Origin of the sequence: Streptomyces sp. NPDC051219 (assembly GCF_040682335.1) — a bacterium.
GTDB lineage: Bacteria > Actinomycetota > Actinomycetes > Streptomycetales > Streptomycetaceae > Streptomyces.
On record NZ_JBFBAS010000007.1, the window covers coordinates 232535 to 244827 of the forward strand.

Genomic DNA, 12293 nt, shown 5'->3' on the forward strand with positions numbered 1-12293 from the left:
TAGCACACGGCCCGCCTAGAACCCGTATCCGGCCCCAGAAGGGGAGTTGAGACAGCCATGGTCGCCACTAGCGGACTGATCCTCGCCGCCGCCCTGTACTACGCAGCGTTGTGTGCCCTGAAGCCGTTCGGCACCTGCCGCAAGTGCGAGGGCAGCGGGAAAGTGAAGCGCTTCAAGACCACCAAGACGTGCCCGCGCTGCCGCGGCCGGCGTCTGCGGCTCCGCATCGGACGCCGCGCCTGGAACGCCTGGACGCGCACCAGGGCCGCAGGCACCAAGTAGCACACCAGGAAGCCCCCGCAGGGACGCTCTGCGGGGGCTTCCTGCATGTCCGGGGCCAGTCCCAACTGTGAGCCCTGTGAGGCTGTCCCGACATGAGTGCATAGCACTATTCTGATAGTGCACTACTGCATAGACCTATTCAACGAGGAGCCCCGTTGATCATCACCTACACGCCGGAAGGCGGCGAGGAGCAGCAGCTCGACGCCGGCCGCCTGCGCACCAGCGAAATTCAGATCGTCGAACGCACCGCAGACCTGGTCTGGCCCGACGTCAGGCAGGGCCTGAAGGACGGCAACGTCACCGCCATCCGCGCCGTGGCGTGGGTCCTGCTCAAGCGCGACCAGCCGGGCCTGAAGTACGGCGAGTTCGACCCCTTCGAGGACCAGCTCGGAGTACGGCTCGACCCACGCGAAGTCGAGCGGTACGCCGAATTCCTCACCGAGGCCTACCGAGACGAACCCGAGGCGCTCGAAGCCGCCATGGCCGAGCTGCAAGACGCCGCGCTCGACCAGGACCACGCCACGCAGGTCATCGCGGAAGCCGCCAACCCCGGCCCAAAAGAGGCGAGCGGCACCAGTCCTTCGCCGAGCAGCGGCTGACCTACCTGCCGCTCATGGCCCACTACCTGCACCTGACCCCGCGTGACGTCGACGAGCTGACGATTGACGAGTTCGACGACTTCGTCGCCTGGATCGACAACCAGCTGGCCCTGACAGAGGAGGCGGCGAGCGATGGCTGACAACAACCGGCTGCGGTTCGTCCTCGACGGCGACGACCGGCTCTCCCGCGTACTCAACACTGCAGGCGACAGTGCGAACCGGCTGCACCGCCGCATCGACGCCGCGGTGACGAACTCCAGTATCGCCGTGCGGCGTCTGGCGACCAATGCCGGGCTGATGGGCCGCGGCGTCACGGCAGGCGCCAACCAGAGCGCCAACGCGGTACGCAGGTTCACAGTCGACGCAAACGGCCGGCTACGGGACTTGCGCGGCAGGTACCTGACGGCGGCGCAGGCGGCGCGTGCCCTCGCGGGGGACACCCGCGGTCTGCCCGACGCCCTCAACAACGTCGCCAGCTCCGCGGGCCGAGCAGCGGCCAGCATGGACACGGGCGGTGGCGGGCTCGGCGGCGCCATGAAGGGCGTGGCCGGCATCGCCGGGCTCTCCCTGCTGCCCGCGCTGGGCGCGATCGTTCCCATGGCCGCAGGCGCCGGTGTCGCCATGGGCACCCTGAAGCTGGGATTCAAGGGCGTCGGTGAGGCTGCGGCCCTCGCGAGCGAGGACAAGAAGAAGTACAAGGAAGCGCTGAAGAAACTCAGCCCCGAGGCGCGCTCGTTCACCAAAGAACTCGTCGGGCTGAAAGGCCGGTTCGGGGAGATCGGCAAGGACATTCAGAAGGTGATGCTGCCCGGCTTCACCAAGGCCCTGAAGGACAGCGGGCCGCTGGTGAAGATGCTCGGCTCCGCGATGACCGTCATGGGCAAGGGCTTCGGGGACGCCGCGGCCGGGGCCGGCCGGCTCATGAAGGACAGCGGCTTTCAGAAGGACTTCAGCACCGTCCTCAAGCTGGGCGGCGTGTTCGTCAAGGATCTGACCAGCGGCCTCGGTGGACTTGCCCGCGGCTTCCTGTCGTTCGGCGCGGCCAGCGGACCCACCCTCAAAGCGCTGTCCGGCGGTATCCGGGACCTGCTGGGCAAAGGCCTGGTCGGCATGTTCCAGGGCCTGGAGACGGGCATAGGCGGTACGGCCAAGTTCCTGGACGGTTTCTTCCAGATGCTCAACACGGTCCTGCCCGCCCTCGGCCGGTTCGCCGGTGAAGCCGCCCGCACCTTCGGACCCATCCTCGGCGAGCTCGCTATTTCCGCAGGTCAGCGGGCTACGGCAGTCCTTGACACGCTAGGCGGAGCGCTCAGGTTCCTTGCCCCCATCTTCAAGGATCTGGCATACGGCGTGCAGGCGACCACGCAGCTGTTCGCCATCCTGCTGCCCACCATCAAAGACACCGCCGGCGCGATCCTCGGGTCCCTGATCCCCGCAGGCAGCAAGGTCGACGAGATGAAGGGCCCGTTCCAGCGGCTCTCCGAGGCGGTCGAGCGGAACAAGGGCGCCATCCAGGAAGCGGCGCGCATAGGCGCGAACGGCATTCTCGACCTGGTGGAAACCGGCGTCACCTACCTGCCGGAGCTCATGGGCGCCTTCCGGAGCATGGCCACCAACATCCTGTACAGCCTGGACGTCATCGTCTCCGGGGCGGCCGCCTCGTTCGGCTGGATCCCCGGCATAGGCGACAAGCTGAAGGCCGCAGACCGCGAGTTCGACAAGTTCAAAGGCGGCTTCCTCCGCGGCCTCGCAGAGGCCGAGCAGGGCACCCACAACTTCTCCGAGACGGTCCTGCCCAAGCTGCAGCAGAACCGGCTGAAGATGAACATCAGCAACTGGCAAAGCCAGATCAGCACGGCCAAGGGCCAGCTCAAGACCGTGCCGCCGGAGAAGCGGGCCAAGCTCCTCGCCAACATCACGGACTTGCAGAACAAGGTCGCCAGCGCCAAAAGGCAGCTGAACTCCATCGACGGCAAGACCGCGCACACCTGGGTCATCACCCACCTGCAGGCCCGGCGGGAAGGCTCGCACGGCACCCAACTCGGCTACGCGAGCGGTGGCCTTGTCCGCGGCCCGGGCACGAGCACCTCCGACAGCGTCCCGGTGATGCTCTCCGACGGCGAGTTCGTCATCCGGGCGGCGTCTGCCCGGAGGATCGGCCTGGATCGCCTGAACGCGCTCAACGCCGGCGCGGCACTCGCGGCGAAGCCCGCCCCACGGCGGCAGGCTGTAGCCCTCCCAGCGCCCGTACAGCGGCCTGCGGCCGCCCCTGTAGACATCGCGGGCCAGGTGGCCGCCGCGATGGGGTCAGCCATTGCGCAACTTGCGGCAGCCCTCAGCTCCTCCCACGGCCAGCCGGTCACCCTCGTCGTCCAGGACGGCCCCACCCTGCAGGCCTACGTCGACCGACGCGCAGACGGCAGCGTCCGCAGGTACAACGGCCAACTGGTCTCGGTTCTGAACGCTGGCGGCGGCATGTGACGCTCCGTCACACCCTTGATCATCGCCCCAAGTCGGATCCTGGCTGCTAATGCAGTCGAAACGGGTTCAGGGTGATTAGCGATCGACTACAGAGCGTCACTAATTCGCTGACCTGGTCATCTTGGAATTAGGCCGCGCAAAAAACAGGGAGCGAAGGGCGTTTTGGGTCGCCCGCTATGCCCCCAACTTTGGACCCACTCTCCCCCTCGGCTGTGATCCGAGCCTGTTGTCCGAGCTTGCTTCGCGTCGCTTGTTGACGTTGTGTGAAGTCGCTCGCTCGGTCGGCTGGCTAGTGACTGGCCGTGATGTGCCCTTGCGGCCCGGCCGAGGAGCACTCGGCCGGGCTGCGGGTACTGGCTCCGTCAGGCCACGCTGCTGCCGGCGAACCAGGGGTGTGCCGGGGCCGGCGGTGCCGGGTTGTCGAGTGCTCGCCTGCCTGCGGCCAGCCTCTCCGTCCACTGCTGCTGGTCCCGCTGCTGCTCCTCGAGGGGCTTGGCTACCGCACGGATGGCCTTGCGCAGGCTGTCGACGAACTCCTGCCGGACCTTGACCTCGACGCCGGGCATGAGGACGCCGCGGGCTTCGTGGAGCTGAGAGCGCAGCTGCTCTGTCTCCCGGCGGTTGGAACTCGGCGTCTGGTCGTGGTCGACGGCGTACTGCAGGAGCTTGCTGCCGTCGCGCTCCAGGTTCTCCAGGACGACGCGCAGCTGACTGGGCCACCATCCCCACTGCGGGGGCGTGGCGAGGTCTACGGCGCGCTTGGCCTGCTGTACGGGGCCGTCGACGGTCCGCCGGGTGTACGCGCTGCTGGTGCTACGGGTGGCGCTGGCGGGGGCGTTCATGGCCTTCTCGGCGCGCTTCATGCGGGCCTGGAGGCTGCTGCTGGTGGGTGTGGGCACGGACTTGCTCCTCTCGGTGCGGATGGTGCGGCGTGCGCCGCTGGTGGTGCGGTCTTCCCAGCTGACGCCGGAGTCGTTCTCGTGCTTGCCGCTGTGTCCGCGCTTGAGGTGGCAGGGGCGCAGGGTGCGGGCGTTGCGGGCCGCGTGCGGTGCGTGGGCGAAGGTGGCGGCGCAGGCTCCGCGGGGGAGGTTGCGGACTTCGCCGGTCTCGGCCGGCGGGTCGATCTCGATGTTGCCGACGGAGGGGAGGCGGCGCTCACTGCCGGAGGCAGACGGCTGCTGGTTGATGCTCATGGTGTTATCCGTTCCTGACGATGATGCTGTCGGCTCCGTAGGTGGCGCGGATTTCGGGGAGGGTCATGACCTGGTCGCGGACGAACAGGGCCGGTTCGATGGTGGTTTCGGCGTCGCCGTTCTTGTCGTGGCCGGTGACGATGGCGACCCAGGCGACGACGGGGCAGGTCTCGTGCTGCTCGCCGGTGTTGACGAGCCAGGTGAGGTAGTTGGCGACGGGGGCGAGGGCCACGACGGCGTTGGTGGCGAACTTCACGGGGGTCTCCTCCTGCGGGGCTTCCTTGCGGGTGGTCACGGTGTCTCCTCTTCGGGGTGCTGGGCGAAGTAGTGGTCAAGGGCGGCGTGGGCGACGGCCGGCCCGTCCTTGTGGTGGTCGGCGAGGGTGCGCAGGGCCGCCTCGTCGTCGAAGTGGATGTGGACGACGCCGGGCGTGGGCTCCTCGATGCGGACCGTGTGGCCGTAGGCGGCGCACAGGGCTTCGATCTCGGCGACGGTGAACCCGTCGGCGATCCGGAACATGTCGTCGCTCATGACGTGGCCTCTGCTACGCCGTGGGCGGTCTGCCAGGTGGGGCAGTGGCCCATGAGTCGTTTCCTGGGGGTTCTCACGCTGCCTCCCGGCAGTCGGCGCACCAGGGGCTGCCGCCCTGGCCGTATCGGGTGGTGGGCTTGCGGCACCTGACGCACGGACCGACGTCGCCCCCGACAGCCGGAGCAGAGAGTGAGTGCATTTCAGCGTCCCCAGCGGTCCCAGCGTCCCCCCGCTCGTATTCGTGCAGGTCAGGGGCTGCATGCAGGGGGGACGCTGTGAAGAGGTCAGCGTCCCCCTCAGCGGTCCCAGCGTCCCCCCTGCTCTGAGGGGGGACGCTAGCGTCCCCCTCCCAGCGTCCCCCCTGTTCTGCCTGGTCAGGGGCGGTCTGGGGGGTGTTGGGGGACGCTGGGGACGCTGTCTCGTACCTTCTCTCTGCTGATGCCGTCAGGTGGTACAGGCGCTGCTTCTTCGGCTTCGGCCCGCGCTTGCTGTCGTCCACCTCGATACCGATGGTGCGCAGAGCGGGGGCGAGGCGCTTGAGCTGCCCGCCGGCGCGTGTGGCGTCCTTGGGCCACTTCTTCGGCAGCTTGTCCGGTGTGGGCACGCGCTCCAGGAGCTCCGAGGCGGTGAGCGTGATCCCCTCCCCCCCGGCGCGGTCGACGAGAGTGCAGACGGCGTGAGCGAACGGCTCGCCGTCGAGGACGTCGGCCACCGCGTCACGGGCACTGGCCTTGTACGAGTCGAGCGTCTTCCAGCCCTGCACCTGGTCGACAGCGGCCAGGATGCGCGCGAAGTCGGCCATGCGCGGCCGCTCTGCCAGCACCACATCCGGCAGCACCTTGAGCACCTTGGCCAGCAGGTCGAACAGCGAGGCCAGGATGGACGCGTGAGCGTCGGCGTATGCCTCATCCATCTCGCTTTCCTCGCGCCGCCTGGCGTCCGGGATCGTGTGCAGCTCGATGGTCACCAGGCGTTCGGCGAGGTCCCCCGCGAGGGCGCCGGCGTCGATCGTGGTCATCGCCAGTACGCGCCGGAACTCCAGCACCACCACGTCGTCGTCGGTGTACAGGGCCCGGTCCACGATGCCGTCACCGGTCACAGCCCGGCACAGAGCGTCCGATAGCCAGTCGGCGATGATTGAGACGTTGTCGAGGCACAGGGCCCAGGAGTTGAACGCCTGCGTGGCCCACGCCTTGATGTCGCGAGGCGCCGTCCGCTTCGGTGCGCCGGACGGGTCGATGATGCCGATGACCATCTTCGCGGCGTAGGACTTGCCCGTGCCCTGCTCCCCGCGGAACGTGAGGATCGGGTGCGGCAGGTCTGGGATGAAGCAGGCGACCAGCCAGGCGACCAGCAGCTGAAAGCCTTCCGTGTCGGTGTTGAGCAGGCCCTGCAGCTTGGCCAGGCCGTCGCCGTCGCTGATGGGTTCCGGCAGCGGCTTCATGGCACCGGAGCGGCGGAACAGGACCGGGGCGGATGCCTCGCGCCGCCAGCCGTCCGGCCCGATGGAGACGCAGCGCCCTTCCGGGGTCGCCAGGTCCACGATGATGCGCTCCTCGTGGCGCGCGACCCGGATGTGCAGTTGCTGCGGCTCGGCGTCGGCCGCCACGCCTTCCAGCACGGTCATGGCGTCGGCCAGGGCTGACTGGGAGGGTACGGAGCCGCCGTTGGCGTCTGTGTACATGCGGGCCAGGTGGGACCGCAGCCCCGCCTTTCCTCGCAGTGCGTAGACGGTGTTGGCGCCGCCCTTTTTCACGCCGTAGGGCCGGCCGTCCTCGGACATGAACAGGTCGTACCGTTCGCGCGCCAGGGCGGCGAGCTGGGATGCCTGCGAGGGGCCGCGGCCCTTCTCGGTCGATACGCCCTCGTCTTCGACGATCTCTTTTGCCAGATCGGCGGTGGTCTTCTGCTCGTTGGTCATGATGCGGCTCCCAGCACTTTGCCGCGGGCGGATTTGATGGTGGCCTCGGCTTCCTTGTCGGGCAGGCCCCGTTCGGCGGCTGCGCGGGTGAGGGCACGTTCGGCTGCGTCCTTGTCGAGGCGGCCGGCTGCGGCGTGCTCGAACGCCTTGCACGCGGACCAGAACAGACGGTTGTTCCGCTGTCCTTCCGGTGCGTCGAGGACCAGGCGGACCAGGCCCACAAGGGCGGCGCCCCCACTGCCGCCCGTCAGGAAGCGGTTGGCGGCCGACAGCGGCGGGCTCTGCGGCGGCCGTTCCTTCTCCGCGGTCATCAGGCGCAGCAGCGGCTCAGGGATGGGCGACACCACCACCTCGTCCGGGTCGGACGCGAGGGAGTACACGCCGCGGACGCTTCGGCTACCAGGTCCGACGAGGTAACCGCCCGAGCCGCGGACGTCGATGCCGGGGGCGATCTGTCCGGCCCGGTTGGGCACCTTCACGTCGGCCGGCCCGGTCCACCAGGCGTGGAAGCCGCCCGACGGGGTGCGGATGATGACGGTCCTGGGTACCGCGATGCCGTGGCGGGCCGCCACCTTCCGCAGCTCCCACACCCCGTCGACACCGTTTTTCCGGTCGAGGTCGAGGCCGATCAGGTGGTGAGGCAGCCGGCCGCAGGCGATGCCGTAGCCGGTGGCGCGCGGTGCTGCGGCGAACATGCTGCGGATGCGGTCGGGGTCGTTGGACGCGTCATGGATGCCGTGCCCCAGTTGGCCGCACTCGCCCTTGCAGCTGTGCCCCTTGTCGTGCGGGGACTTGATGGCCGGCAGCTTGGTGAGGGACAGCGGGATGACGCTGAACTGGTGTCGGCCCGCGGCCTGCAGGGCGTTGTCGAGGGCGTTCTGCCAGCTCATGCCGCCCCCTTTGCGCGTCGGGGCTGCAGGTCGTACTCCGTGCCGCAGGGGCCGGTGACCGTGCCGAGGTGGACGTGTCGGTGCCAGTCCTTGCACTGGGGGCAGTGGGCGAGGAATTCGACGCGCCCCCTTGTGATCAGGACGAGCGGACGCGTTACGCTGGGGTCGTTCTCGCCGCCCGCAGCAAAGAGGACTTCCTGAGAAGGGCCTGTCACCAGCAGGCCCTTCTTTGTGTCGTCGGTCATGCCGCGGCGTCTCCCGCCTGGTCGGCGTCCCAGCGGTCGAGCTCGGCTACGTCGTAGAGCACGCGCCGGCCGACCTTGCGCCCTCGGGGGCCGTAGCCCACGTAGCGCCAGTAGCGGACCGTGCTGGCGGCCGTGCGGTACCGGTCGGCGACTTCATCGGTAGTTAGGAACTTGGGCTCCGCTGCGCTGGGCGCGGCGAGACTGCGCGTCATTTGATCCTCCGTAGGGATTGAGCGCCATCCCTGGAAGGATTACAGCAAGGGTCTGTTGTGGTCAACCCCAGCAAGCAGTAACGTCTATCCCCGTGAAGGATCAAACGCAGCCAACGGAAGATGAGCCGCGCTCTGCCTGGGATGCGCTCGGCTCCCCTGAACACGTCGTCGGCCGGCGCGTTGCAGCCCTGCGCGTTGCCCGCGGGTGGTCACAGCGAGAGCTAGCCACGCGCATGACGGATCAGGGGCATTCATGGCGGCAGACCACCGTGGCGAAGACTGAGGCCGCAGACCGTCCCATCCGTGTGAACGAGATGCAGGGTCTCGCGCGCGTCTTCGGCGTACAGATGGTCGACCTGCTCACAGTGCCGATCGATGACATCGACGTGGCGAATGCGGCGGCCCTGCTGGCGGACATGCGCACCCTTGCGGCTGCGGCTCGGCAGCGGGTCGACGAGTGCGAGCGGACGTATGCCAGCGCGACAGCCGAATTGGAGGCAGCCCGAGAGGAAGCTGCGCGCATCACGCGAGAGCTGCAAGACCGGCGGGAGGAGTACGACGCGGCGGTCAAGGCTGCGGAGAGCAAGAAGGCAGGCGAGGCCGATGGCGAGCATTAAGAAGCGCCCGAACGGCAAGTACCGGGCTCGGTACAGGGACGCGACAGGCCGGGAGCATGCCCGCCACTTCGCCCGAAAGGTCGACGCGCAGCGGTGGCTGGATGAGGAGACGGCGAGCCTGGTCACGGGCAACTACGTCGACCCGAAGTCGCGGAAGGTCACCGTGGATGAGTGGTGTGACAAATGGCTGGCCGGCTACGCCACTAACCGGGCGTCGACCGTGCGGCAGGCGAAGGTTCACCTGGCCCGGATCCGTAAGGAATTCGGGCCTTTGCCGTTGCAGGCCATCAAGCCGAGCGCGGTGAAGTCGTGGCTGGCCAGGCTGCAGAAGGAGGGCCGACAGCCGTCCTACGTGAACGCGCTGCACAACCGTCTGTCGCAGCTGATGACGGACGCGGTGCACGACGACCTGATCACGCGCAATCCCTGCTCTCGTCGCACGTCACCAGGCGGCGGGAAGCCGCGGCCCTACGTCGCCACGACCGAGCAGGTGTGGCAGCTGTACGAGGCGTTCGATGAGCGGTACCGCTTGGCCGTGCTGCTGGGGGCCTTCGCCGGCCTGCGGGTGGGGGAGGTGTGCGGGCTGCGCCGGGGTGACGTGGCGATCGAGGAACGGGAGATCCGTCCCGCGGTGCAGTACCCGGCCGAGCCGCTCAAGACGGAGATGAGTCGCGAGGCCATCCCCATCCCTGACGAGCTCGTGGGCCTGTTGCCGAAGCCGATCGAGGGCGAGCCGGTCACCGTCTTTGCTCACGGCAGCGGCGACCAGGTCAGTACGTGGGCGATCGAGCGCCAGATACGTGCCGTCCGGGGGAACATCCCCGGCTTGCCCGAGGGCTTCCGATTCCACGACCTCCGGCACTACTACGCCTCACTGCTCATCAGCACGGGCGCCGACGTGAAGGTGGTGCAGCACCGGCTGCGGCACTCGTCGGGAAAGACGACGCTGGACACTTACGGTCACCTCTGGCCCGACTCCGAGGAGACGACGCGGACCGCCGTAGGGGCCGTCATGGCAGGCAAGATCAAAAAAGCTGCGGACCCCTCGCGGACTGGCGAGGGGTCCGCAGGGCGAACCTAAAGCTCACAGAGCTGTTGATCTTTAGATATCAAAGTACAGCTCGAACTCGTGCGGGTGCGGCCGCAGCTGGATCGGGGCGATCTCCGCCGTCCGCTTATAGTCGATCCACGTCTCGATCAGGTCGGAGGTGAAGACCCCGCCGGCCTGCAGGTACCCGTTGTCCGCCTCCAGCGCCTCGAGCACCGCCGGAAGCGAGGTCGGGACCTGCGGGACGCCCGCGTGCTCCTCGGGGGCCAGCTCGTAGAGGTCCTTGTCGATCGGCTCGGCCGGCTCGATCTTGTTCTTGACGCCGTCCAGGCCCGCGAGCAGCAGGGCGGAGAAGGCCAGGTACGGGTTCGAGGACGGGTCCGGGGCGCGGAACTCGACGCGCTTCGCCTTCGGGTTCGAGCCCGTGATCGGGATGCGCATCGCGGCGGACCGGTTGCGCTGGGAGTAGACCAGGTTGACCGGGGCCTCGAAGCCGGGGACCAGGCGGTGGTACGAGTTCACCGTCGGGTTGGTGAAGGCCAGCAGCGACGGGGCGTGCTTCAGGATGCCGCCGATGTAGTAGCGCGCGGTGTCCGACAGGCCCGCGTAACCCTGCTCGTCGTAGAAGAGCGGGTCGCCGTTCTGCCACAGCGACTGGTGGACGTGCATGCCCGAGCCGTTGTCGCCGAAGATCGGCTTCGGCATGAAGGTCGCGGTCTTGCCGTTGCGCCAGGCGACGTTCTTCACGATGTACTTGAAGAGCATCAGGTCGTCGGCCGCGGCGAGCAGCGTGTTGAACTTGTAGTTGATCTCCGCCTGGCCGGCCGTGCCGACCTCGTGGTGCTGGCGCTCGACCTGGAGGCCGGACCGCTCCAACTCCAGGGAGATCTCGGCACGCAGGTCGGCGAAGTGGTCCACCGGCGGGGCCGGGAAGTAACCGCCCTTGTAGCGGACCTTGTAACCGCGGTTGTCCTCGAGCGCGCCCGTGTTCCAGGCGCCGGCCTCGGAGTCGATGTGGTAGAAGCCCTCGTTGGCGCTGGTCTGGAAGCGCACGCTGTCGAAGACGTAGAACTCGGCCTCGGGGCCGAAGTAGGCCGTGTCGGCGATGCCGGTTGAGGCGAGGTAGGCCTCGGCCTTCTTGGCGATGTTGCGCGGGTCACGGCTGTACTGCTCGCCCGTGATCGGGTCGTGGATGAAGAAGTTGATGTTGAGCGTCTTGTCCTTGCGGAACGGGTCGAGCCGTGCCGTCGACAGGTCCGCGCGAAGCGCCATGTCGGACTCGTGGATCGCCTGGAAGCCGCGGATCGACGAGCCGTCGAAGGCCAGCTCCTCGGACGGGTCGAACGCCGTCGCAGGGATCGTGAAGTGCTGCATCACGCCGGGAAGGTCGCAGAATCGGACGTCGACCATCTTGACGTCGTTGTCCGCGATGTACTTCTTGGCGTCGTCGGCGTTCTGGAACATCCAACTCCTCCTACTCCCGACCCGGGACGGGCGGGGTTGTAGCTCGTTGTGCGGCCAGTGCGGTGGCACACGCTGGACACGACGATAGGCAGACGTGATTTCTCCAGCATGACCCATTTGTTTCGCCCAAGTTAACCGGGCCCGGTGTGAGGACGGAGTCAGGCCGCCCCGCCCGCAGGGGTCCCAAACCGGGCGCAGTACCGTGGACGGGTGGACAACAGGCAAGTAATCGGATCGTGGCTCTCCGGGCCCCGCGCGGCGGCCGAGGAGATGGGTGCCGAATTCGGCTACCGGGGCGAGAAGCTCGGTCTCCCCAAGGAAGGACCGGGGTCGCTCGCACCGGTGGGCCGGCGCTTCGGCGCCCTCCTCGTCGACTGGGTGCTGTGCCTGCTGATCGCATACGGCCTGCTCGCGGCGGGTGACCAGCGCGCGGCCGGAAACTGGGCACTCGGCGTCTTTCTGGTACTGAGCGTCCTCACCCTGGGAACGGTCGGGTTCACGCCCGGCAAGCGGCTGCTCGGCCTGCGGGTCGCCGCCGAGGGCGGCGGCCGGCTCACGGTCCCGCGGGTGCTGCTGCGCAGCGTGCTGCTCTGCCTCGCGATCCCGGCGCTCGTCTGGGACCGCGACGGCCGCGGCCTGCACGACCGGCTGTCGCGGGCCGTCCAGGTCAGGATCTAGCACGGCGATACGGGCTGGCGTATGACGCGGTCGTACGACAGGGTTCGCGCATGCGAGTGGGGTGGCCCGGAACCGATCGGGGGCGGGGCCCCCCACCCCCCAGACCCCGGGTGGGAGCGGGGGGTGGGGCGG

15 protein-coding genes are annotated in these 12293 nt (G+C 68.4%); 7 read left to right on the forward strand and 8 right to left on the reverse strand.

Features of this window, described 5'->3' with window-relative positions:
* The first annotated feature begins 57 nt into the window (after window positions 1–57).
* The 4 genes from AB0M62_RS11830 (at window position 58) to AB0M62_RS11845 (ending at window position 3362) form a co-directional block, all read left to right on the forward strand.
* Complete coding sequence (locus AB0M62_RS11830) at window positions 58–282, forward strand: hypothetical protein (protein ID WP_366073992.1); 225 nt, start codon at window positions 58–60, stop codon at window positions 280–282.
* 155 nt (window positions 283–437) lie between these two features.
* Window positions 438–881, forward strand: coding sequence for a hypothetical protein (locus AB0M62_RS11835; RefSeq protein ID WP_366073993.1), 444 nt, complete (start codon window positions 438–440; stop codon window positions 879–881).
* A gap of 14 nt (window positions 882–895) precedes the next feature.
* Window positions 896–1021, forward strand: coding sequence for a hypothetical protein (locus AB0M62_RS11840; protein ID WP_366073995.1), 126 nt, complete (start codon window positions 896–898; stop codon window positions 1019–1021).
* Entirely contained in the window at window positions 1014–3362 is a 2349-nt protein-coding gene (locus AB0M62_RS11845) for a hypothetical protein (protein ID WP_366073996.1), read from the forward strand. The genes AB0M62_RS11840 and AB0M62_RS11845 overlap by 8 nt, the downstream gene beginning before the upstream one ends.
* A 362-nt stretch (window positions 3363–3724) precedes the next feature.
* Here the strand turns inward: AB0M62_RS11845 and AB0M62_RS11850 are convergent, their stop codons facing one another.
* From AB0M62_RS11850 to AB0M62_RS11880, 7 genes are all read right to left on the reverse strand, one after another.
* Window positions 3725–4555, reverse strand: coding sequence for a hypothetical protein (locus AB0M62_RS11850; protein WP_366073997.1), 831 nt, complete (start codon window positions 4553–4555; stop codon window positions 3725–3727).
* 4 nt (window positions 4556–4559) lie between these two features.
* Window positions 4560–4850, reverse strand: coding sequence for a hypothetical protein (locus tag AB0M62_RS11855; protein WP_366073998.1), 291 nt, complete (start codon window positions 4848–4850; stop codon window positions 4560–4562).
* Entirely contained in the window at window positions 4847–5086 is a 240-nt protein-coding gene (locus tag AB0M62_RS11860) for a hypothetical protein (protein WP_366073999.1), read from the reverse strand. The genes AB0M62_RS11855 and AB0M62_RS11860 overlap by 4 nt, the downstream gene beginning before the upstream one ends.
* Before the next feature lie 73 nt (window positions 5087–5159).
* Complete coding sequence (locus AB0M62_RS11865) at window positions 5160–7007, reverse strand: ATP-binding protein (protein ID WP_366074000.1); 1848 nt, start codon at window positions 7005–7007, stop codon at window positions 5160–5162.
* On the reverse strand, window positions 7004–7897 hold the full coding sequence (locus tag AB0M62_RS11870) for a bifunctional DNA primase/polymerase (protein WP_366074001.1): 894 nt from the start codon (window positions 7895–7897) through the stop codon (window positions 7004–7006). The genes AB0M62_RS11865 and AB0M62_RS11870 overlap by 4 nt, the downstream gene beginning before the upstream one ends.
* Window positions 7894–8142 (reverse strand): hypothetical protein, encoded by a 249-nt coding sequence (locus AB0M62_RS11875; protein WP_366074002.1) that lies wholly within the window; start codon window positions 8140–8142, stop codon window positions 7894–7896. The genes AB0M62_RS11870 and AB0M62_RS11875 overlap by 4 nt, the downstream gene beginning before the upstream one ends.
* Window positions 8139–8354, reverse strand: a complete 216-nt coding sequence (locus AB0M62_RS11880; protein ID WP_366074003.1) for a helix-turn-helix domain-containing protein — start codon at window positions 8352–8354, stop codon at window positions 8139–8141. Before AB0M62_RS11880 ends, AB0M62_RS11875 begins: the two co-directional genes overlap by 4 nt.
* 92 nt (window positions 8355–8446) lie before the next feature.
* Between AB0M62_RS11880 and AB0M62_RS11885 the strand changes: the two genes are divergently transcribed.
* Together AB0M62_RS11885 and AB0M62_RS11890 are read left to right on the forward strand one after the other, a co-directional pair.
* Complete coding sequence (locus tag AB0M62_RS11885) at window positions 8447–8971, forward strand: helix-turn-helix transcriptional regulator (RefSeq protein WP_366074004.1); 525 nt, start codon at window positions 8447–8449, stop codon at window positions 8969–8971.
* Complete coding sequence (locus tag AB0M62_RS11890; protein ID WP_366074005.1) at window positions 8958–10052, forward strand: site-specific integrase; 1095 nt, start codon at window positions 8958–8960, stop codon at window positions 10050–10052. Before AB0M62_RS11885 ends, AB0M62_RS11890 begins: the two co-directional genes overlap by 14 nt.
* A gap of 21 nt (window positions 10053–10073) precedes the next feature.
* On the opposite strand, the gene glnA is transcribed toward AB0M62_RS11890, so the two are convergent.
* Window positions 10074–11483 (reverse strand): type I glutamate--ammonia ligase, encoded by a 1410-nt coding sequence (gene glnA, locus AB0M62_RS11895; RefSeq protein ID WP_366074006.1) that lies wholly within the window; start codon window positions 11481–11483, stop codon window positions 10074–10076.
* A 210-nt stretch (window positions 11484–11693) separates the two neighbouring features.
* Here glnA and AB0M62_RS11900 point away from each other — a divergent pair, with 210 nt between their 5' ends.
* Window positions 11694–12161 (forward strand): RDD family protein, encoded by a 468-nt coding sequence (locus tag AB0M62_RS11900; RefSeq protein WP_366074007.1) that lies wholly within the window; start codon window positions 11694–11696, stop codon window positions 12159–12161.
* Window positions 12162–12293 lie beyond the last annotated feature (132 nt).